The organism is Streptodolium elevatio, from assembly GCF_040649515.1.
Classification (GTDB): Bacteria; Actinomycetota; Actinomycetes; order Streptomycetales; family Streptomycetaceae; genus Yinghuangia; species Yinghuangia elevatio.
This window is the reverse complement of sequence record NZ_JBEZFP010000013.1, coordinates 47,819-68,246: the sequence shown is the minus strand read 5'-3', so window position 1 is coordinate 68,246 and position 20,428 is coordinate 47,819. Positions and strand designations below refer to the sequence as shown.

The 20,428-nt window shown below is 72.8% G+C and carries 19 protein-coding genes and 1 riboswitch; of the genes, 10 read left to right on the top strand and 9 right to left on the bottom strand.

What is annotated here, in order from left to right; translation table 11 throughout:
• Window positions 1-29 precede the first annotated feature (29 nt).
• Window positions 30-767, bottom strand: coding sequence for a hypothetical protein (locus tag AB0C36_RS07680; RefSeq protein WP_358350734.1), 738 nt, complete (start codon window positions 765-767; stop codon window positions 30-32).
• Between the two features lie 254 nt (window positions 768-1,021).
• Window positions 1,022-2,953 carry an anthranilate synthase family protein gene (locus AB0C36_RS07675; RefSeq protein WP_435839003.1) on the bottom strand — a complete coding sequence of 644 codons (1,932 nt, stop codon included), beginning with the start codon at window positions 2,951-2,953 and terminating at the stop codon, window positions 1,022-1,024.
• 457 nt (window positions 2,954-3,410) lie between these two features.
• Here AB0C36_RS07675 and AB0C36_RS07670 point away from each other — a divergent pair, with 457 nt between their 5' ends.
• Together AB0C36_RS07670 and AB0C36_RS07665 are read left to right on the top strand one after the other, a co-directional pair.
• Window positions 3,411-4,745, top strand: coding sequence for a class II 3-deoxy-7-phosphoheptulonate synthase (locus tag AB0C36_RS07670; protein WP_358350728.1), 1,335 nt, complete (start codon window positions 3,411-3,413; stop codon window positions 4,743-4,745).
• Between the two features lie 115 nt (window positions 4,746-4,860).
• Entirely contained in the window at window positions 4,861-5,880 is a 1,020-nt protein-coding gene (locus AB0C36_RS07665; protein WP_358350726.1) for a threonine aldolase family protein, read from the top strand.
• 65 nt (window positions 5,881-5,945) lie between these two features.
• On the opposite strand, the gene AB0C36_RS07660 is transcribed toward AB0C36_RS07665, so the two are convergent.
• Window positions 5,946-6,311: a (2Fe-2S)-binding protein gene (locus AB0C36_RS07660; RefSeq protein WP_435839002.1), complete on the bottom strand. Its 366-nt coding sequence runs from the start codon at window positions 6,309-6,311 to the stop codon at window positions 5,946-5,948.
• A 220-nt stretch (window positions 6,312-6,531) separates the two neighbouring features.
• The gene (bfr, locus tag AB0C36_RS07655; protein ID WP_358350723.1) at window positions 6,532-7,011 is read right to left on the bottom strand and encodes a bacterioferritin; all 480 of its coding nucleotides are present in this window, start codon (window positions 7,009-7,011) and stop codon (window positions 6,532-6,534) included.
• Window positions 7,012-7,254: 243 nt separating this feature from the next.
• Here bfr and AB0C36_RS07650 point away from each other — a divergent pair, with 243 nt between their 5' ends.
• Entirely contained in the window at window positions 7,255-7,950 is a 696-nt protein-coding gene (locus tag AB0C36_RS07650) for a sulfite oxidase-like oxidoreductase (RefSeq protein WP_358350721.1), read from the top strand.
• A gap of 60 nt (window positions 7,951-8,010) precedes the next feature.
• On the opposite strand, the gene pknB is transcribed toward AB0C36_RS07650, so the two are convergent.
• The 4 genes from pknB to thiO form a co-directional block, all read right to left on the bottom strand.
• Window positions 8,011-10,059 carry a Stk1 family PASTA domain-containing Ser/Thr kinase gene (gene pknB / locus AB0C36_RS07645; RefSeq protein ID WP_358350823.1) on the bottom strand — a complete coding sequence of 683 codons (2,049 nt, stop codon included), beginning with the start codon at window positions 10,057-10,059 and terminating at the stop codon, window positions 8,011-8,013.
• A 165-nt stretch (window positions 10,060-10,224) separates the two neighbouring features.
• Window positions 10,225-11,025 (bottom strand): thiazole synthase, encoded by an 801-nt coding sequence (locus AB0C36_RS07640; RefSeq protein WP_435839001.1) that lies wholly within the window; start codon window positions 11,023-11,025, stop codon window positions 10,225-10,227.
• Between the two features lie 4 nt (window positions 11,026-11,029).
• Window positions 11,030-11,248, bottom strand: coding sequence for a sulfur carrier protein ThiS (gene thiS / locus AB0C36_RS07635; protein WP_358350718.1), 219 nt, complete (start codon window positions 11,246-11,248; stop codon window positions 11,030-11,032).
• Window positions 11,245-12,501, bottom strand: coding sequence for a glycine oxidase ThiO (gene thiO / locus AB0C36_RS07630; protein WP_358350715.1), 1,257 nt, complete (start codon window positions 12,499-12,501; stop codon window positions 11,245-11,247). The genes thiS and thiO overlap by 4 nt, the downstream gene beginning before the upstream one ends.
• A riboswitch (TPP riboswitch) is annotated at window positions 12,498-12,610 on the bottom strand. Its footprint overlaps the gene before it by 4 nt.
• Before the next feature lie 160 nt (window positions 12,611-12,770).
• On the opposite strand from thiO, the gene AB0C36_RS07625 reads away from it, so the two are divergent.
• The 5 genes from AB0C36_RS07625 to AB0C36_RS07605 all read left to right on the top strand — a co-directional run bounded on the left by AB0C36_RS07625 (window position 12,771) and on the right by AB0C36_RS07605 (window position 16,177).
• Complete coding sequence (locus tag AB0C36_RS07625; protein ID WP_358350713.1) at window positions 12,771-13,973, top strand: NAD(P)/FAD-dependent oxidoreductase; 1,203 nt, start codon at window positions 12,771-12,773, stop codon at window positions 13,971-13,973.
• 81 nt (window positions 13,974-14,054) lie between these two features.
• Window positions 14,055-14,420 carry an Rv2175c family DNA-binding protein gene (locus tag AB0C36_RS07620; RefSeq protein ID WP_358350710.1) on the top strand — a complete coding sequence of 122 codons (366 nt, stop codon included), beginning with the start codon at window positions 14,055-14,057 and terminating at the stop codon, window positions 14,418-14,420.
• Entirely contained in the window at window positions 14,417-15,088 is a 672-nt protein-coding gene (gene thiE / locus AB0C36_RS07615) for a thiamine phosphate synthase (protein ID WP_358350709.1), read from the top strand. The genes AB0C36_RS07620 and thiE overlap by 4 nt, the downstream gene beginning before the upstream one ends.
• Before the next feature lie 136 nt (window positions 15,089-15,224).
• A complete protein-coding gene (locus AB0C36_RS07610; protein ID WP_358350707.1) occupies window positions 15,225-15,755 on the top strand; it encodes a guanyl-specific ribonuclease in 531 nt (176 codons plus the stop codon).
• The gene (locus AB0C36_RS07605; RefSeq protein ID WP_358350705.1) at window positions 15,752-16,177 is read left to right on the top strand and encodes a barstar family protein; all 426 of its coding nucleotides are present in this window, start codon (window positions 15,752-15,754) and stop codon (window positions 16,175-16,177) included. The genes AB0C36_RS07610 and AB0C36_RS07605 overlap by 4 nt, the downstream gene beginning before the upstream one ends.
• A 976-nt stretch (window positions 16,178-17,153) precedes the next feature.
• Here AB0C36_RS07605 and AB0C36_RS07600 read toward each other — a convergent pair.
• Window positions 17,154-18,263: a polyprenyl synthetase family protein gene (locus AB0C36_RS07600; protein WP_358350702.1), complete on the bottom strand. Its 1,110-nt coding sequence runs from the start codon at window positions 18,261-18,263 to the stop codon at window positions 17,154-17,156.
• Window positions 18,264-18,403: 140 nt separating this feature from the next.
• Between AB0C36_RS07600 and metF the strand changes: the two genes are divergently transcribed.
• Together metF and AB0C36_RS07590 are read left to right on the top strand one after the other, a co-directional pair.
• Window positions 18,404-19,345, top strand: coding sequence for a methylenetetrahydrofolate reductase [NAD(P)H] (metF, locus tag AB0C36_RS07595; protein ID WP_358350699.1), 942 nt, complete (start codon window positions 18,404-18,406; stop codon window positions 19,343-19,345).
• A gap of 155 nt (window positions 19,346-19,500) precedes the next feature.
• Window positions 19,501-20,397 (top strand): hypothetical protein, encoded by an 897-nt coding sequence (locus tag AB0C36_RS07590; protein WP_358350696.1) that lies wholly within the window; start codon window positions 19,501-19,503, stop codon window positions 20,395-20,397.
• Window positions 20,398-20,428 lie beyond the last annotated feature (31 nt).

Below are 20,428 nucleotides of genomic sequence, written 5' to 3'. Positions count from 1 at the left end.
GGTGCGGCGGAGTCCTGTCGCAGTCCGGATCAGAACTGGCAGGGGACGCCGCTCAGATTGCACGCCGAGCTTTTGACGGGGTCCTTGAGCTCGAAGTAGACCGTCAGTTCCTCGTGGGCGAGCAGGGGCCGGTCGGAGGTGGCCGTGGCGGTGGTGCTCGTGTGGTTGGCGACGAAGCCGTCGTTGCCGTGCGTACGCCAAACCAGGAACGCGGAGCCGGTGACGGTCACGGTGAGCTTCCACGAGGCGAGCGGGCGGTCGGTGGGGTTCACGATGTCGATGTAGCCGGAGGTCGCGTACCGGTCGACGATGACCAGGATGTCGCGCGGCTGCGTACCCGCGGAGGTGCTCGCCGGAGACGACGCGGCGGGGGGTGTGGCCGCGGATGGGGTGCCTGCCTGCGGCACCGCAGGAGTGCCCGCGCCGCCGGGCGCCGGGGCCGAGCCTGCCGGCTGGGCCGGCGAGCCCGGACCCGGGGCAGGGGCGGTGGATGACGGCGGTGCGGTGTCCGTGGGCGGGGCGGGGGAGCCGGAGGCGGACGGGTCCGCGGGCGTGTCGCTCCGCGTCGGAAGCGCCGCGGCCGGCGGGGCGGACGGCCCCGATGCGGCCGACACGGTCGACTCCGCGCCGGGCGGTCCCGCCGGGACGGCCGACTCCGCGGAGACCGGGGCGGTCGACGAGGCTCTGCCGTCACCGCCGTCGAAGATCCAGGCCCACGACGTCACCAACAGGCAGACCACCGCCACCACCACGAGCGGGATCGCCACCCCGCTCAGGGTCCCGTCGCCACGACGTCTCACACCGGCCCCCAGTGCCGCCGCCCCACCGCGGGCATGGTGCCGGTGCCCGACGGTCGTGCGGTCCGGCCGGACGGCCTGCCGCCGCGTACCCCACGACAGGCGCGATGCTTCCGCACCCGGAGATCCCCGATCTAGCCGAACCGCGCGGTCTGCACATCGCGTTCCGCGCCAGATCCCGGGCCGGCCGCACCTGGCGCGGGGCTCGGCGCACGTGCTCGCGGTCAGAGCGCCGCGAGGGTCTCCCGCACGATGTCGAGGCCGTTCCTGGTGAGGACGGACTCCGGGTGGAACTGGAGGCCCGCCAGACGGCTGCCCTTGGCGCGCAGGGCGTGGACCTGGCCGCCGTCCTCGTCGGTGCTGAACTCCAGGCCGTGCAACGGGCGTTCGGGGGTCAGGGCGGTGAAGGTGTTGTAGAAGCCGACCTTCTCGGGGCGGCCGAAGAAGTCGATGTCGACCTGCTTGCCCTGGTACGGAGTGTCCTTGCGGGCCAGCCGCAGGCCCAGCTCGGCGGCGATCAGCTGGTGCCCGAGGCAGACGCCGAGCATGGGTCCGCCGGAGTCCAGGCGGCGGCGTACCGCGGCGCCCATTGTGCGGATCTTGCGGTCCAGGACATGCCTGGGGTCACCGGGCCCGGGCCCGACGAGCAGCAGTTCGGCCTCGGTGACCCGGCGCGCGGAGACCTCGTCGTACGGCGTGACCGTGACGCGCAGCCCGAGCGTGCGCAGCAGGTGGGCAAGCATCGCGGTGAAGGTGTCCTCGCCGTCCACGACCAGGACCTGACGCCCCGCCAACTCCGGTGCACGCAGGGCTTGGTCGTCGCGCGCGGTCATCCAGAACGGGGCCAGGCCCGCATTGCGGGCGCCGAGTACGGCACCCACCTCCAGGTCGTCGGCGAGCCGCACGGGGGAGTCGCCGCCGGACCGTGCCGAGGCCGGCACGACGCCGAGCGCGGCCAGCACCCCGGCCGCCTTGGCGTGGGTCTCGGCGACCTCGCTCGCGGGGTCGGAGTGCCGGACCAGCGTCGCGCCCGCCGGGACGCGCAGTGCGCCGTCCGGCTCGATGTAGGCGGTGCGGATCAGGATCGGTGCGTCGAGGGTCCGTCGGTTCTCCGTGTCCCGGCCGATCAGCGCCAGGACACCCGAGTAGTAGCCGCGCCCGGTCGGCTCGTGGCGGCGGATGACGCGGCAGGCGTTCTCCAGCGGGGACCCCGTCACGGTCGGGGCGAACATGGTGCCGCGCAGGATCGCCCGCACGTCGAGCGAACTCTCGCCGCGCAGCACGTACTCGGTGTGCGCGAGGTGCCCCATCTCCTTGAGGTACGGCCCGAGCACCCGCCCGCCCAGGTCGCACACCTCGCTCATCATCTTCAACTCCTCGTCGACGACCATGAACAGCTCGTCGACCTCCTTGCCGTCGCGCAGGAACCGCAGCAGCCCCGCACGGTCCGGCCCGCCCGCCGGATAGCGGTACGTCCCGCTGATCGGGTTCATCACCACCTCACCGCCGATCGCGCTCACATGCCGCTCGGGGCTCGCGCCGACGAGCGTCAGGTCGCCGGTGTGGATCAGATAGGTCCAGTACGCCCCGCTCTCGCGGGTCAGCAGCCGCCGCAGCAGCGTCCCCGCGGTGGCCGGCGCGTAGTCGACGAGCCGGTCCCGGTAGTCCCTGCGGACGACGAAGTTCGCGCCCTCGCCGCGCCCGATCTCGTCGGCGATCACGCGCTCGACGATCCCGGCGTACGTCTCGTCGTCGACGTCGAAGCCGCCGCCGGCCAGGGTGACGGCCGTGTCCGGCAGCGCGGCGAGCACCTCGGCGAAGGGCAGCGACGCCTGCGAGGCGACGCGCAGGCACAGCAGCGGCGTGCCGTCGTCGAACGCCTCGAACCCGCGCTCGCGGATCTGCCGGAACGGGATCAGGGCCAACACGTCGTGCCGCGCGTCCTCGCCGGTTCCGGAGCCGGCTCCGGAACCGGGCCCGTCCAGGTCCGGCAGCGGCACCGCGTCGAGCGTCGGCACCTCGACGACCTCGCCGAAGAGCAGGTCGAGGTGGTCGGCGCCCTCGCGGCGGATCAGCGCGAAGGGCGGCGGGGCGGCGGAGAAGAGGGGAGCGAGTAGTTCGGCCGTGGTCAGCGCGGTCGTCACGGGGTGTCCCATTCGGGTCGGGACGTACCGTCCGACGGGCCCCGGTCCCGCGTCCTCGACCCCGACGCGAAACGGCCGCCCATCGGGCGGCCGTCGGGATCAGGAGTCCTGGAGAGGTCTAGAGATCGCGAAGAAGCGGGGCCGCCGCGGAGCGGGGCCACCACCAGGAGTACGCAGTGCAGGAACGCGCGATCATGCGGGCCACTCTAGCCGGTGCCGGCCGCCGGACGACAGCGGCGCGACGGTCCGGGACCGGTCGGTTCCTTACTCCGCGGCGCCGGCCGCCGCCCCTCGCCGACCGTCCCCCTCCGATCGCCGCCCGACCGTGCTCCGGATGTCCCCCAGAACGTCTCGGCGACGGCCGCGCGAACTGGCCGGAACCGGAGGCGCGATCTCCCGGGCAGGAGACCCTCGTCTCGTTCTTCGGTCACCGCTCTTAATGCCTTGCCGCATTGTTTAACCTTGGGGGGTGACAGCGAACGACATCGACACCTGGCGATCCCTCCCGGCGGCGCAGCAGCCCGAGTGGCCGGACTCCGAGGCCCTGCGCGACGTGCTCGCGGACCTCGCGTCCTATCCGCCGCTGGTCTTCGCCGGCGAGTGCGATCAGCTCCGGGGCCGCCTGGCCTCGGTGGCCCGGGGCGAGGCGTTCCTGCTCCAGGGTGGCGACTGCGCGGAGACCTTCGTAGGCAACACCGCCGACGCGATCAAGAACAAGCTCAAGACGCTGCTGCAGATGGCCGTGGTGCTGACGTACGCGGCCTCCGTACCGGTCGTCAAGGTCGGCCGCATGGCGGGGCAGTACTCCAAGCCGCGCTCCTCGGGCATCGAGACGCGCGACGGCGTCACCCTGCCGACGTACCGCGGCGACGCGGTCAACGACCTCGCGTTCACCCCCGAGGCGCGCATCCCGGACCCCGAGCGCCTGAAGCGGATGTACCACTCGTCGTCCGCGACGCTCAACCTGGTCCGCGCGTTCACCACGGGCGGCTACGCGGACCTGCGCCAGGTGCACGCCTGGAACCAGGACTTCGTCGCCCTCTCACCCTCGGGCGAGCGCTACGAGCGCCTGGCCTCCGAGATCGACGGCGCGCTGCGCTTCATGCACGCGTGCGGCGTCGACCCGGAGGAGTTCCGCACGGTCGAGTTCTTCGCCTCGCACGAGGCGCTGATCCTGGACTACGAATCGGCGCTGACCCGCGTCGACTCGCGGACCGGCGAGCTGTACGACGTGTCGGGACACATGGTCTGGATCGGCGAGCGCACCCGTCAGCTGGACGGCGCGCACGTCGAGTTCGCGTCCCGCATCCGCAACCCGATCGGCGTCAAGCTCGGCCCGACCACGACCCCCGAGGACGCGCTCGCGCTGATCGACAAGCTCGACCCGAACCGCGAGGCCGGCCGCCTGACCTTCATCATCCGCATGGGTGCGGGCAAGGTGCGCGACGCGCTGCCGACCCTGGTGGAGAAGGTCACCGCGTCCGGTGCGCAGGTCGCGTGGGTGTGCGACCCGATGCACGGCAACACGTTCGAGGCGTCCAGCGGGCACAAGACCCGTCGCTTCGACGACGTCCTCGACGAGGTCAAGGGCTTCTTCGAGGTGCACCGCGCGCTGGGCACCCACCCGGGCGGCATCCACGTCGAACTGACCGGCGACGACGTGACCGAGTGCGTCGGCGGCGGCGACGAGATCTTCGTCGACGACCTGCACCAGCGCTACGAGACGGCGTGCGACCCGCGGCTCAACCGCAGCCAGTCGCTCGACCTCGCGTTCCTGGTCGCGGAGATGTACCGGGGGCACTGATCCGCAAGGTCCGCGGACCCGCCCAAGCGGGCGGCAATGCGATGAATCGGCGGCGAAGGGGCGTACGCGGCAATGTGTACGCCCCTTCGCCATGTCCGGATGGCAGGCTGGAACCGTGATTGATCTCCGCAGCGACACCGTCACCCGTCCCACCCCCGCGATGCGGGCCGCGATGGCCGACGCCGAGGTCGGTGACGACGTCTACGCCGAGGACCCGACCGTACGCGCCCTCGAGGAGCGCGTCGCGGAACTGTTCGGCGGGCGGCACGTCGGCCTCTTCACGCCCACGGGCGTCATGGCGAACCAGATCGCGGTGCGGATGTCGGTCGGCCCCGGCGAGGAACTGGTGCTCGACGCGGACGCGCACATCGTGGCCCACGAGGACGGCGCGGCGGCGTGGCACGGCGGTGTGCAGACCCGGACGGCGCTGAGCCCGCGCGGGCTTCTGGAGCCCGCGGACGTGGCGCGGTTGCTGCGGCGCGGGGACCCGTACACGGTCGGGACGCGTGCGGTGGCCGTCGAGCAGACCCACAACCGCGGCGGCGGGTCCGTATATCCGCTGGAACAGCTCGCCGCGATCCGGGAGTTGACGTCGGCGGCCGATGTGGTGCTGCACTGCGACGGGGCGCGGATCTGGCATGCGCACGTCGCGACCGGGACGCCGTTGGCGGCGTACGGCGAACTCTTCGACACGCTGTCCGTGTGCCTCTCGAAGGGCCTTGGCGCGCCTGCCGGTTCGGTGGTGCTGCTGCCGGGCGACCGGATGCCCGAGGCGCGGCGCATGCGGCACCGCATGGGCGGCGCGATGCGGCAGGCCGGGATCCTCGCGGCAGGCGGACTGTACGCGCTCGACCGGCACATCGACCGCCTGGCCGAGGACCACGCGCACGCGGCACTGGTCGCCGACCGCCTGACCGAGGCCGGGCTCGACGTGGCGGCGCCGGAGACGAACGTGGTGTTGGTGCTGCTGCCGGAGCCGCGTCCGGAAGCAGCGGAGGTGGCGGCGCGCTGCCGCGAGTCCGGGGTGCTGGTGTCGGCGTTCGGGCCGCGCCTGATCCGTTTGGTCACACACATGGACGTCGATGCGTCGGCGTGTGCGAAGGCGGCCGAGGTCGTCGCGGTTTCCGCGGTGTGACGCAAGAGTGCGGCGCGGGGCGCCGCACGGGGTGAGGGCCGACGGGACCTGACGGGCGGGTGCGGTCAGGCGACCTGGGAGCCGGCGTCCGCCCGCACGATGGCGAGGGGTACCGCGACCAGCGTGACCGGGGAGGGCTGCGGCGCCGCGGTGCGGTCGGCCGGGTCGACGACGCCGTGCAGGTCGAGCAGGTCGCCGCAGACGGCGGCCGTTTCGGTGACCGGCTCGGCGGCGGAGGCGCGGTCGGCTCGGCATATCCGGCCGCAGCGCTTCGTGCAGCCGTCGCATGCGCGGGTGTCGTCGCGGGGGATCATCGCGGAGATCGTCTTGACGCAACGACCGCAGTCGGTTCCGGCGCGGCACGAGGCGGCGATCTCGCGCATGCTGCGCGCGCCGCCGTCTATCTGAGCGGTGACCTGTGTGTCGGTCACGCCAAAGCAGATGCACACGTACACGGAACGTCCCCCCAAGGGTGAAGTCACTAAGGTAAGGGTAACCTCACCCCTGGTGGGAAGTGAAGAGAGGCCTCCGTCACGTGGCCGGAAGACATCCCTCGAAGAAGTCGGGCGGACACCCGTGCCGACCGCCAGGGCCCCGCGGGCCCCGGCAGTACCGGGTGGCGCGCCCGGCTCCGGATCCGGGGCGCCCGGGTCAGCTGTCCGGCTGCTCGATGAGCTGGGCGACGTACAGCGGCTCGCCCAGCTTCTTCAGCAGGTCGAGCTGGGTCTCCAGGTAGTCGACGTGCCCTTCCTCGTCCGCGAGGATGTCCTCGAAGATGTTGGCCGACGTCGCGTCGCCCTTTTCGCGCATGAGCAGGATTCCGCCACGCAGGCGCTCGATCGCCTCCATCTCGACGGCGAGGTCGGCGCGGAACATCTCCTCCAGCGTCTGCCCGATGCGCAGCGCGTTGAGGCGCTGGTAGTTGGGCAGGCCCTCCAGGAAGAGAATGCGGTCGGTCAGCTTCTCCGCGTGCTTCATCTCGTCGATGGACTCGTGGCGAGTCCAATGTGCGAGCTTCGTGTACCCCCAGTGCTCCTGCAGCTTGGCGTGCAGGAAGTACTGGTTGATTGCCGTGAGCTCGGCGGTCAGCTGTTCGTTCAGGAGCTCGAGGATCTGGGGGTCGCCGTGCATCGCGATGCACCTTCCGACTCGGTGGGCGGCGGGATCCGTGAGGTACCAGGGACGTACGTGATCACGGTTATGTGAATGCTGTCACCTCATGCGCCTTAAGTTCCACGAAGGGAAGCCTTGCCTAGCAAGGGTTATTAATTGGGATTTGCCGTAAATGCCGTATACCCGACGAGGTATTCGGAGGCCTCGGGCGGCGCCGGGGGCGGTCGTGACCTGCCCCGGGGGTCTGGGACCATAGAGGACATGGGTCATACCGGAGCGGGGCAGGGGGGCAGCGATCCGGCGGGCGGCAGGGCCGCCACGGCGGGTGGGTCTGCCGGTGCGGCGGCCACCGGTGGTCCCGACCCCCGACTGCCCCCGGGGCAGCGTCTGCAGCGCGGTTGGCCGGTCCTGCACTACGGTCCGGTGCCGCGCTTCAAGCCCGACACCTGGGACTTCCGGGTCTTCGGCGCCACCGCGTCGGGCGACAAGCACGCGTGGAACCACGAGGAGTTCTCGGCGCTGCCGCGGACCACGGTCGTCGCCGACTTCCACTGCGTCACGAAGTTCAGCATGCTGAACAACGAGTGGGGCGGCGTGTCGGCCGAGACCATCCTCGCGATAGCGCCGCCGGCCCCCGAAGTCACCCACGTGATGGTGTGGGCCGAGTACGGCTTCAGCTCCAACCTGCGGATCCTGGACTTCGCCACCGAGCGCACGCTCTTCGCGGCCCACCACGACGGCGAGCCGCTCACCGCGGAACACGGGTTCCCGGTCCGGCTGATCGTGCCGCACCTGTACGCCTGGAAGGGCCCCAAGTGGGTCCGCGGCATCGAGTACATGGTCGCCGACAAGCGCGGGTTCTGGGAGGAGCGCGGCTACCACAACATCGGCGACCCCTGGCAGGAGCAGCGCTACTCGTATCAGGAGCGCGAGGGGGAGGGCCCGGACCTCCAGTAGCCCGGACCTCCGGTAGCCGGGACCTCCGGTAGCCCCGGCCCCCGTCGTCCGGAGCCCCGGTCAGAACACGTTGATGGTCACCTTCGACCCGCGCGGCGCCATGTTGCCGCCACCCGGGTTCATGCTGGTCACGTTGCCCGGTCCGATCGGGAACAGCTTCTGCACGTCGACCTTGAAGCCCGCGGCCTCGAGGATGCTCTTGGCCTCGCCCTCGCTCTTGCCGTCGACCTTCGGCACCTCGACCAAGTCCGGGCCCTTCGAGATCGCCACGAACACCGTCGACCCCGGGTAGAGCGTGCCGCCCGTCGGCGACTGAGCGGCGACCATCCCCGCGGGGGCGTCGTTGGAGAAGACCGGCGTCGGGTCGACGACGAGGTTGAGCTTGCGGTCCTCCAGCGCGTCGCGCGCCGCGCCCTCGGTCAGGCCGATCAGACTCGGCACCTCCACCGGCCGGCCCTTGCTCACCACGATGTCGACCGTCGTGTCGCGGGACAGCAGGGTGCCCGTCGCCGGGTCGGTGCGGACGATCTGGCCGGGCTCCAGCGTGCTGTCCTCCTGCCGCGTGTCGCCCAGCACCAGGCCGGCCCCCTCCAGCGCCAGCTTGGCCTGGTCGGTCGTCTGACCGGTGAGATCGGGCACCGCGAGCCGCTCCGGCCCCAGCGAGACCGTGAGCGTGACGACCGTGCCCTTGTCGACGTTGCGCCCCGGGATCGGGTCGGTCCCGATGACCAGGTCGCGCGGGACCGTCTCGCTGAACGCCTCGGTGATCCGCACCTCCAGGCCGGTGTCCTTGACCCGCTTCTCCGCGTCGACCTTCGCCAGGTTCAGCACGGCCGGGACCTTCGCCGAGCTGTTGGCGCCCAGCCGCCACGCCACCACGCCGATCACCGCGGCCGCCACGACGACCGCGATGAACGCGAGCATGCCGCGCGACGGGCCGCGGCGCCGGCGGGCCGCACCCTTGCCGGGGTACGGGTCGTCCGGGTCGTCGGGGCCGAGGTGCTGGTGCGCGTACGCGCCGTGCGGGTGCTCGTCCAGGATCGATTCGGTGCCGAGCCCCAACGGGCCGAGGTCGAGGGGAACTTCGACCTGGCGGGTGAGGTTCGCGCCGTCCTCGGGGTAACTGCCGTAGGGGGGCGGCGGGTACGCGGAGGCGCCCGCATACTCCGAGGCGTACTCGGAGGCGTACTCCGGGAACTCCTCGTACGCCGGGGCCGGCGGCGGCAATACGCGCTCGGCCGCGCCGAAGTCCAGCTCCGCGTCCGACATCTCGTGCTGCCGGGTCTGCCGCACCAGCGACAGCAGCTGCTCGGCGTCGGCCGGCCGCTGCTCCGGGTCGCGCGTGGTCGCCTGGGCGACGAGGCGGTCGAGCGCGGGGGACAGCCCCGGCACGACGCGCGACGGCGGCGGCACATCCTCGTGCACGTGCTTGTAGATGATCTCGACGGCGGAGCGGCCCTGGTAGGGCTGACGGCCGGTCAGCATCTCGTACAGCAGGATCCCGGCCGCGTACACGTCCGAGATCGGCGAGGCCGCGCCGCGCTCGATCTGCTCGGGCGACAGATACGCCACCGTGCCGACGAGCACCTTGCCGGTGGCCGCGGAGGCCGCCGTGGCGGTCGCCCGGGCGAGGCCGAAGTCGGCGACCTTGATGCCGCCGTCGTCCGAGATCAGGACGTTCTCCGGCTTCACGTCGCGGTGCACGAAGCCGGCGCGGTGCGCGGCGCCGAGGGCGGCGAGTGTCGGCTCCAGCACGCCGAACGCCTCACGCGGCGTCAGGGTGCCGAGGTCCTGCAGCAGTTCGCGCAGCGTGCGGCCCTCGACGTACTCCATCGCCAGGAACACCACGTCGCCGTCGTGCCCCTGGTCGAAGACGCCGACGACGTTCGGGTGCGAGAGCCGTGCCGCCGACTTGGCCTCACGGATGAAGCGGTCGGTGAAGGAGGCGTCCGCGGCCATCGCCGGGTGCATCACCTTGACCGCGACCGTGCGGTCCAGACGGGTGTCCAGGGCCCGGTAGACGGTGGCCATGCCGCCCGCCGCGATCCGGGACTCCACCCGGTAACGGCCGTCGAGCAGTCGCCCGACGAGGGGGTCGTCCATAGTCATGTCCACGGTTGGGATTTTACGGTCACCCTGTCAGGGACGGGTCACACCATCGGTCGGTTCCGGCAACTGATGACCTGTCAGTCATATACCTTCTCCCCTGGTTCCCGCTGGTGGGAAAGCTACGCGTGGTTCTCCAGGGGTTCCGTGACAATCGCCCGGAAGACCTCAGAAGGCGGGGATCTCGGCGAGTCCGTCGGCGGGTGAGGACGCCTCCGCATAGTGCCGCCGCGGGATGCGGCCGGCCCGGTACGCCAGGCGCCCCGCGTCCACCGCGTGCCGCATCGCAGCCGCCATGAGCGCGGGCTCCTGGGCCCGTGTCACCGCGGACGCCAGCATGACCGCCGCGCACCCCAGCTCCATCGCGAGCGCGGCGTCCGACGCGGTGCCGAGGCCCGCGTCCAGGATCACCGGGACTCCGGCCTGCTCGGTGATCAGCCGGATGTTGTGCGGGTTGCGGATGCCCAGGCCCGAGCCGATCGGCGAGCCCAGCGGCATCACCGCGGCGCAGCCGACCTGCTCCAGGCGGCGCGCCACCACCGGGTCGTCGTTCGTGTACGCGAGGACCGTGAAGCCGTCGTCGACCAGCCGCTCCGCGGCGTCGAGGAGTTCGACGGTGTCCGGCAGCAGCGTGCGCTCGTCCGCGACCACCTCGACCTTGACCCAGTTCGTCTCCAGCGCCTCACGGGCGAGGCGCGCGGTCAGCACGGCCTCGCCGGACGTGTGGCACCCGGCGGTGTTCGGCAGCGGCCGGATGCCGAGCCGGCGCAGCAGGTCGAGCACCGACCCGGAGGTGGCGGGGTTGAGGCGCCGCATCGCGACGGTGGTCATCTCGGTCCCGGAGGCCACCAGCGCGGCTTCCAAAATGTCCAGGCTCGGGGCGCCGCCGGTGCCGGTGATCAGCCGCGACGTGAAGACCTCGCCGCCCAGTTCGAGCTTGTCGTCGGTCCCGTTCGGGATCGTGGCCACGTCGTCATCCTCCCTGGACTGCGGTCAGCACCTCGACGCGGTCGCCCGCGCCGAGCACGGTCACGGGCCACGCGCTGCGCGGCACGACGTCCTCGTTCACCGCGACCGCGACGCCCTTGGCCGCGGTCGTCATGGTCGCGACGAGGGCGGCCACCGTCGTTCCGGGGGCGAGCGTGCGCGGCTCGCCGTTCACGGAGACCGGTTCGGTCGGCTGGACGGTCATGCGTACGACACCTCCTTGTGCGGCTCCTGGTCCGGTCCCTGGCTCCGGTCCTGGTGCGTGTCGCCCGGACCGCTCGGTGTGCCCGGCCGGGTCGCGGCGTCCCGCGGCGCCGCCGTGAAGCGGCCCGGGCCCCAGGGGCGTACGACCTCGGGGACGGTTCCCTCGGCCAGCAGTTCGGCGACCGCGTCCGCGGTGACCGGGGTCAGCAGCACGCCGTGGCGGTAGTGGCCCGTTGCCAGGACCAGGCCGGGCAGTTCGGCGGCGCCGATGACGGGGGCGTTGTCGGGGGTCCCCGGGCGCAGGCCCGCATGGGTCTCGACGAGCGGGAGTTCGGTGATGCCGGGGACGAGTTCGTGCGCGTCGCGCAGCAGTTCGTACACGCCGCCCGCGGTCACCTCGGTGTCGTAGCCCAGTTCGTGTTCGGTGGCGCCGACCACCAGTTCGCCGTCCTCGCGCGGCACCAGGTACATGCTGCCGCCCTTGACGACGCCGCGGACGTTGCGTGACAGGAACGGAGCGAAGACTTCCGGAACCCGCAGCCGCAGGATCTCGCCCTTCACCGGGCGCACCGGCGGCAGCGTGCCGGGCGGCAGCCCCTCGACCGCGTTCGACCAGCACCCGGCGGCGAGCACGACCTGCCCGGCGGCGAGTTCGGTGCCGTCGTCCAGGCGTACGCCGGTCGCCCGGTCGGCGTCGGTGAGCAGCGCCGCGGCCCGCGCCCGGACCAGCGTGACGCCGGCGCGCTCGCAGGCCGCGAGCAGTGCGGCGACCAGCCGCCGGTTGTCGACCTGGTGGTCGGCCTCGACGTGCAGGCCGCCCGAGACGGCCGGGGACAACATCGGTTCGAGGCGGCGGCACTCGCGGCTGGTCAGCCAGGTCGACGCGAGGCCCAGGCGCTCCTGGTACGCGTGCAGGTCCTTCAGGACCGCGCGGTCGTCGGCGTCCAGCGCGACCGCGAGGGTGCCGCACGCCCGGTACCCGGACGGCAGGCCCGAGGCGTCGGCCAGTTCCGCGGCGAACGCCGGGTAGCGGTCGGCGGAGGCCATGTTGAGGCGGAGCAGGGACTCCTCGCCGTACTGGAGCTCGGAGACCGGCGTGAGCATCCCGGCGGCGGCGTGCGACGCACCGCGCCCGGGGGCGGGGTCGAGGACCGTGACGGAGAGGCCGCGCAGCGCCGCGCGCCACGCGATGGAGAGGCCGATGACACCGCCGCCTATGACGACGGCGTCGGCCGAGGGGCCTGGGAAAGCCATGGTTGCTGAACACTCCCTTACGCCGGCATGACCCGGATCAGGTTCGGACGGTCGGGAGCTGACAGCTCCCCTCTCAGCCCGGTCCCACCGGGCTCCCGTGAGATGTCAACCCTACCTCCGGCCGCCGCGGGAACCCCGGCGCGATCCCCGGTGCCGGGGGCGGGGCCCGGGCGCGGTGCGGGGGAGCCGAACCCTCTTCCGCGTGATCCTTGCCTCAATCAAACTCTTGGCCGATGGCACGACACGTGTCGCCCCCTAAGGTTCCGGCCATGGAGAACGTGCTTGTCGTGGGTGCCGGCATGGCCGGCCTGCAGACTGTCGTGGGGCTGCGCGACCAGGGGTACACCGGCCGGATCACCCTGCTCGGCGCCGAGGAGCACAAACCGTACGACCGGCCGCCGCTGTCCAAGGAAGTGCTCGTCGGGAAGACCGACGACACCTCGTTCGACGCCGACTGGGACGCTCTCGGCGTCGAACTCCTGCTCGGCCGCACGGCCACCGCACTGCGCCTGCACGACGGGGCCGAGGGCGGCGAGGTCGACACCGACGCCGGGACGATCGGGTTCGACCGGCTCGTGATCGCGACCGGATCGCGCGTCGTCAACCTGCCCGGTGCCGACGAAGTGCCCGGCGTACACGTGCTGCGCACCATCGACGACGCCCGCTCGCTGCGCGCCGCCCTCGTGCCCGACACACACGTGGTGATCGTCGGCGCGGGCTGGATCGGCGCCGAGGTCGCCACCGCCGCGGCCGCGCTCGGCTGCCGCACCACGGTGGTCGAGGCGCTGCACGTACCGCTCGCGGGCGCGTTCCCCGACGAGATCGGCGCGCGCTTCGTGCCGTGGTACGGCGAAACGGGCGTGCAACTGCTCCTCAACGCGCGCGTGGACCGGCTCGAACCGGGGGCGGTGCACCTGACCGACGGCACGCGCCTGCCCGCCGACGTGATCGTGGTCGGCATCGGCGTGACCCCGGAGACCGGCTGGCTCGCGGACTCCGGGGTGGACCTCGACGAGCGCGGCGCGGTCGTGGTCGACGACCACCTGCGCACCTCGGCGACGGGCGTGTACGCGGTGGGCGACTGCACGGTGTTCCAGTCGCCGCGCTACGGCACGCGCATGCACGTCGAGCACTGGGACAACGCCCTCCAGGCACCGCGCACGGTGGCGGCGAACCTGATGGGCGGCGACGCCGCGTACGACCCGGTGCCGTACTTCTGGTCCGACCAGTTCGGGCGCATGGTGCAGTACGTCGGCCACCACACCGCCGGCGACGAGCTGGTGGTGCGCGGGCCCGGCGAGGACGGCAAGTGGACCGCGGGCTGGTTCGCGGGCGACGCGCTCGTGGCGCTGCTGAGCGTGGCCCGGCCGCGCGACCTGGCCCAGGGCCGCAAGCTCGTACAGACCGGAGCCGCGGTGGACAAGGCGAAGTTCGCGGACATCGGCGTCGCCCTCAAGGACGCCACGCGCTAGCAGCAGGGCGGCGGCCCGCCGACGCGCCCGGACCGAACGGGCCGACCCGTCGAGGTCGGCCCGTTCTCCTATCCTGGTCGCGTGAGCGAGACCGAGACCACCATCGAAAAGCTTGTCGGCGAATGGCTGACCCTCCCCGAGATCGCCGACATGTTCGGCGTCGAGGTGACCCGGGTCCGCCAACTGCTCAAGGAGCGCCAGTTCCTGGCGGTCCGGCGCGGGGACAACCGCAGCCTCCAGGTGCCTGCCGCATTCATCCAGGACAACGCCACCGTCAAGGGCCTGGCCGGGACCATCACGGTGCTGACCGACGCGGGCTTCTCGGACGACGAGATGCTGGAGTGGCTCTTCACCGACGACGAGTCGCTGCCCGGCACCCCCGTCGAGGCGCTGCGCGGCAACCGCAAGACCGAGGTCCGCCGCCGGGCCCAGGCACTCGCCGTATGACCGGCATAGGGCGGGAGCCCGGCGGGTCGGACACCGCTCGCGCCAGGCTGGCGGACGCCCGCGTCTACCTCTGCACCGACGCACGCGAGGCGCAGGGCGACCTGCCGGAGTTCCTGGACGCGGTGCTGGCCGCCGGCGTCGACATCGTGCAGCTGCGGCAGAAGGGCCTCGAAGCCCGGCAGGAGTTGGAGCACCTGGCGGTCTTCGCGGACGCGGCCCGGCGGCACGGGCGGCTGCTCGCGGTCAACGACCGCGCGGACGTCGCCCACGCGGTGGGGTCGGAGGTGCTGCATCTGGGCCAGGACGACCTGCCCGTGCCGTACGCCCGCCGCATCATCGGCGACGACGTCGTCATCGGGCGCTCGACGCACGCCGAGGCGGAGGTCGACGCGGCGATCGCCGAGCCGGGGGTCGACTACTTCTGCACGGGCCCGGTGTGGCCTACTCCGACCAAGCCGGGCCGCCACGCGCCCGGCCTGGACCTCGTCCGGTACACGGCGGCGCGCCGCACCGAGCGGCCGTGGTTCGCGATCGGCGGCATCGACCTGGGGAACCTCGACGAGGTGGTCGAGGCGGGGGCGACTCGTGTCGTGGTCGTGCGGGCCATCACCGAGGCGGACGATCCGGCGGCGGCGACCGCGGAGTTCGTACGGCGCCTGAAGGCGTAGCGGGGGCGCGCGCCCGCGGGTGTCGCCCCGGGCCGCCGTGCGGGGCCGTCGCCTGACGGGTCGTCGCCCGGGCGCTCGCGCGGGCCGTCGGCCGTGATTGCCGGGTCATCGGGGGCGGACATGCCACCATCCCGATATGTCCGAAATGCCGAGCAAGAACCGGCTGGTCGTCGGCGGCGTGCTCGTCGCCCTCGTCGTCGCGGTCCTCGTAGCGTTCCTTCTCACCCGCGGTGACGGCGACGACGACGGCGGATCCCCGGACCGGGCGGCGACCCGGACCGCGACCGCGGGGGCCTCCGCGGCGTCGTCGGGGACCACCGGCACGGTCGGCACCACGGCCACCGCGACCACGCGGGCGACCGCAACAGCTACCCCGAGTGTGCCGCCCGGCATGTCCGTGGTCCGGGTCGGGCAACTCCCGGCCGAGGCGCGCGAGACGCTGCGGCTGATCGACGCGGGCGGGCCGTTTCCGTATGGCAAGGACGGCACGGTGTTCGGCAACCGCGAAGGGCGCCTGCCGAAGCAGAAGAACGGGTACTACCGGGAGTACACCGTGGACACACCCGGCTCCGACGACAGGGGCGCACGTCGCATCATCGCGGGAGCGTCCGGGGAGCGGTATTACACGTCCGACCACTACGCGACGTTCAGGGTGATCGTTCCGTGAGGACTTGGCACGAGGTGCGCAACGCGACGCCGTGGACGTCGGGGCTGCTGCCCGGCGACCTGGTCGACGTACCGCACGCGGCGGCGGCGCCGCGGCTGCTGGAGTCGGCGCGGGCGCACGGGTGGTGGGGCGTACGCCTGGACCTGGGCGAGGCGGCGGACAAGCCGTCCTTCTTCGCGGCGTGCGCGCGCGACCTGCGGCTGCCCCCGTACTTCGGACGCAACTGGGACGCGCTCTGGGACTGTCTCAGCGACGACACGCTGCTGCCCGCCGAGGGACGCCGCCTGGTCGTCGTCGACCGCTGGCGGCTGTTTGCGGAACGCGCCCCGGGGGACTGGACCACGGCCCGGAAGCTGCTGCGCGACGCGGCGGACCGCTGGCGCGACACGGGCAGTCCGCTGGTGGTGCTGATCCGGATCTGACGTCGGGCCGTTTTCTGGTCCGTTCTGTTCAAGATGGGCCGGGGCGCGGCCGAAAATGTCCGCCATCCGAGTGGTCACCGGTGTGATTGGTTCGCGGCGCGCCGCCACGCGGGCAGGTCGCGGCGACCAACTGACCAGACTGCGGGCCATGAACAGCTCCGTCGAGCGCCGCCCGGCCGGCGCCGTCTACGACAGTGTGTTGCTTGCCTCCACGGCACCGAGAGCGGTCCGTACGGACGCGATGGTGCCCGGTCCGCGCCCGGTGCAGCAGGCCGCCGAAGGGCACTCGGGCACCGGACCCGCCTCCGACGACGACGCGGAGGGCGGATCGGACGACACCCCCGGTGCCGCAGCACCGCCCCCGGCGGTACCGCCGCCCCGCGGCCGGCCGGCGGTCGCCGACCGCGTACGCATCGGCACGGTCGAACTGGTCCGCCCCCCGGTTCCGCAGCCGGGGGCGGCATCCGGAACGAAACCGCGCGGCACCGGCACGGGCACGGGCCCCGGCGGGACGCCCGCACCGCCACCCGCCGCGCCCGCATCCGCAGGCGGCAGTTCCGGGGACGACCCTTCCGGCCTGTTCGGGCCGCTGGTCGTCCTCGGCCTGTTCCTGACCGCGCTGCTGCTCATCGGGCGCTATCCGCCGGACGTCCTCAAACCGGTCCCCGCGGGCGCGCCCCAGGCTCCCGGTCCCGGCGAGGCCGTGGTGCCGGGGGCGCGGCGCACCGAACTCGCCGCGGGCGGCGTACGGAAGGACGCGGCACCGGCCCCGAGCGGGGCGCCGGCCCAGGCCCCGGTCCCGACCCCGGCTCCGACCCCGCGCGGGGCACTGTCCGAGGCCCCTCCAGAGGCGTCGTCCGCGGCCGGGGCAGGGAGCCAAGAACGCGACGTAGCAGGCGATTTGGCGGGCGGCTCGGCCCGTTCGGACCGCTCCGACGGCTTCGGCCCTTCCGGTTCCTCCGACCGCTCCGGCCGCTCAGACCGTGCGCACCGTCGCGGCGCCGACGAGGCCGCGCAGCACCGCGCGGGCGTCCTCGGCGACCGGGGCCGCGTCGAGCGCGGCGAGGGCCCGGCCGGTGAGCGCGTCGATCATCGCCTCGACCTCGGCCAGGGCACCGGTGCCCTGGATGACGTCCCGCAGGTCCTTGACCCCGGCGTCGTCGAGCGCCGGGTCCCCGACCAGCTCGTCGAGCAGCCGGGCCTGCGCACCGGAGCTGCGCTCGGCGGCGAGCGCGAGCAGCACGGTCCGCTTGCCCTCGCGCAGGTCGTCCCCGGCGGGCTTGCCGGTCTCGGCCGGGTCGCCGAAGACCCCGAGCACGTCGTCGCGCAGCTGGAACGCCTCGCCGAGGGGGAGCCCGTACGCCGAGTAGGCGGCGAGTAGGTCGTCGCCGGCCCCGGCCAGGGCCGCCCCCACGTGCAGCGGCCTCTCGATCGTGTACTTGGCGGACTTGAAGCGGATCACGCGGCGCGAGCGCTCGACCGAGCCGCCGCCCATCGCCTGCTCCAGCACGTCGAGGTACTGCCCGGCCATCACCTCGGTGCGCATGACGTCGAACAGCGGCTTCGCGGCGGCGAGCGCCGACGGCGCCACGCCGCTGCCGGAGAACATCTCGTCCGACCACGTCAGGCACAGGTCGCCGAGCAGCAGCGCGGCCGCCGAACCGAAGCCCTCCCCGCTGCCGCGCCAGTCCGACGCCGCGTGCAGGCCCTCGAAGCGCTTGTGCACCGCGGGCTTGCCGCGCCGCGTGTCGCTGCGGTCCATGAGGTCGTCGTGGATCAGGGCGCTGGCCTGCAGCAGTTCGAGCGACGTGGCCGCGCGTACCGCCGCGGCACCGGCCGCGCCCTCGTCGACCCCGCCGGCACCGCGCCAGCCCCAGTAGCAGAAGCCGGGCCGCAGGCGCTTGCCGCCGTCGAGCAGGAAGTCGCGCAGCGCGGCCGTGACCGGCGCCATGCCTTCCCCGACCTCGGCGAGCACCTCCGCCTGCCGGTCCATGAACGCCGCCAGCGCGGCGTTGACCCGTTCGCGCAGGCCGTCCCGGTCGAGCGGGTGCACTGTGCGGGAGGTGTGGGGCTGGGAGGAGGTCACGGGTCGTCTTCCGTCGAGAGCCGGGCCCGAGCAGCGTAACCGGGCGTCGCGCGTACCACCGACCCCGGGCCGCGCGGATGGGCGTCTCGGGGGGCGGACAACCACTCCTCACCAACCGGCCGTCCCGTTAACCTGCCCTTATGTCTGTAGGAGTCGCTTCGCCCCGCAACTCGGGAGGGCCGCTGGGCCCGGCTCGCGCCACCGCCATCCGCGACCTCCTGGAGAGCGGCAAGCGGACCTTCTCCTTCGAGTTCTTCCCGCCCAAGACGGACGCGGGTGAGCGGCACCTGTGGGACGCGCTGCGCCGCGTCGAGGCGCTGGGACCCTCCTTCGTGTCGGTGACGTACGGCGCGGGCGGCTCCAGCCGCGACCGCACGGTCAACATCACCGAGCGCATCGCCACCGAGACGACGCTGACCCCGGTCGGGCACTTCACCGCGGTCGGGCACTCGGTCAGCGAGCTGCGCAACATCATCGGGCAGTACGCCGACGCGGGCGTGCGCAACGTCCTGGCGCTGCGCGGCGACCCGCCCGGCGACCCGCAGGGCGAGTGGGTCGCGCACCCGGAGGGCTTCACGTACGCCGAGGAACTGGTCCGCCTGCTGCGCGAGTCGGGCGACTTCTGCGTGGGCGTGGCGGCGTTCCCCGAGATGCACCCGCGGTCGACGAACTGGGACGACGACATCCGGCACTTCGTCCGCAAGTGCCGGGCCGGCGCCGACTACGCGATCACCCAGATGTTCTTCCACGTCGACGACTACCTGCGGCTGCGCGACCGGGTCGCGGCGGCGGGCTGCGACGTGCCGATCATCCCGGAGATCATGCCGGTCACGAACGTCGGCCAGATCGAGCGGTTCGCCCAGCTCAGCAACGCCGACTTCCCCGCCGCCCTCGCGGACCGGGTGCGCGCGGTCGCCGACGACCCGGCGGCGGTCCAGGCTGTCGGCATCGAGTACGGCACCGAGATGGGCGAACGCCTGCTCGCCGAGGGCGCCCCGGGGCTGCACTTCATCACCCTCAACCGGTCGTCGGCCACGCTGCGCATCTACGAGAACCTCGGCCTGCGCGACCGCGACGCCTGAGCCCGTCCCGCCGCCCTTCCGCGCGGTTCGACCGGCATCGCTCCCGACGGCACTCGGGCCTGCCGCGCGCCCACGGCCTTTGCGGACGCTGGGGAAACCGGCCCTTGCCCCGTTAGGGTGAGGGACCTTCACCCGTTCGACAGAAGGGCGTGCCGGTGAGCCTTGGCATGGTCGTGCTGTACGCGCTTTTCGTCCCGGTCGGCCTGTGGCTCCTCACCGAGGCGATGTGGCAGCACGGCGCGCCGTTCCGCTACCGCGTGCTCGCCCTCGTCGGCTTCGGCGGTGTCGTCGCGGGCGTCGCGATGGGCAACGCGATCGTCTCCGGTGCCGGCGGAGTGTGCTTTGTCGTCGGCCAGTTGCTGGTCACGCGGCAGGTTCGCCGGGGCTACTACCACGGATGGACGGTGCGTTTCGGCCGCAAGCGGGCGCGCCGCGCCCGACACGGCCGCCCGACGCAGACGGACGTCGCCGCGGGTGCAAGCACGCAGCACTTCGACGCGTTCGACTCCCAGGACCCGGCGGACTTCGTCGGGTACGGCGGGTACGAGCAGAGCGACCTACCGGCCGCGGCCTACGACACCGGCGAATCGGACCGCTACCTGTACGGCGAGGATGGCGACCGTGCCGCACCGCCTCCGCCCGGCTACGCGCCGAACGCGCACGGGCAGTACGGACCTCAGGACGGCTACCCCTCGGACCCGCAGACGCAGCAGATGTACGTGCAGGACGACACGTACGCCGACAGCGGCGCCTACGCGGTCCAGGCCGCACACGGCCCGGACGGATACCGGTCGGACGGCTACGGTCCTGACGGGTACGCGCCCGACGGCTACCGCCCCGACGACTACGGGCCGCAGGCGGGCGATGACCCCGGCGCATACGGCGCGGAACCGCGGCACCACCCGGACACCTACGGCGAGTTCCCCGCTCAGCCCTTCCCGACGAGTTCGGACACCGCCGCCGCACCCATCCCCGCGCCGATGAGCCCGCCGCCCGGATGGGCCGAGGCCCCCACCGCGAACAGGCCGGGGACCGACGAGCGGTTCGGCTGACCGCCGGAGACCGGGCACGCGGGCACGCCGC

Bases quoted from the DNA above. Each gene is read 5' to 3' on its own strand.
- AB0C36_RS07675 (WP_435839003.1), bottom strand. From the start codon at position 2,953: ATGGGACACCCCGTGACGACCGCGCTGACCACGGCCGAACTACTCGCT.
- bfr (WP_358350723.1), bottom strand. From the start codon at position 7,011: ATGCACGGCGACCCCCAGATCCTCGAGCTCCTGAACGAACAGCTGACC.
- AB0C36_RS07650 (WP_358350721.1), top strand. From the start codon at position 7,255: ATGGGTCATACCGGAGCGGGGCAGGGGGGCAGCGATCCGGCGGGCGGC.
- pknB (WP_358350823.1), bottom strand. From the start codon at position 10,059: ATGACTATGGACGACCCCCTCGTCGGGCGACTGCTCGACGGCCGTTAC.
- thiS (WP_358350718.1), bottom strand. From the start codon at position 11,248: ATGACCGTCCAGCCGACCGAACCGGTCTCCGTGAACGGCGAGCCGCGC.
- thiO (WP_358350715.1), bottom strand. From the start codon at position 12,501: ATGGCTTTCCCAGGCCCCTCGGCCGACGCCGTCGTCATAGGCGGCGGT.
- AB0C36_RS07625 (WP_358350713.1), top strand. From the start codon at position 12,771: ATGGAGAACGTGCTTGTCGTGGGTGCCGGCATGGCCGGCCTGCAGACT.
- thiE (WP_358350709.1), top strand. From the start codon at position 14,417: ATGACCGGCATAGGGCGGGAGCCCGGCGGGTCGGACACCGCTCGCGCC.
- AB0C36_RS07610 (WP_358350707.1), top strand. From the start codon at position 15,225: ATGTCCGAAATGCCGAGCAAGAACCGGCTGGTCGTCGGCGGCGTGCTC.
- metF (WP_358350699.1), top strand. From the start codon at position 18,404: ATGTCTGTAGGAGTCGCTTCGCCCCGCAACTCGGGAGGGCCGCTGGGC.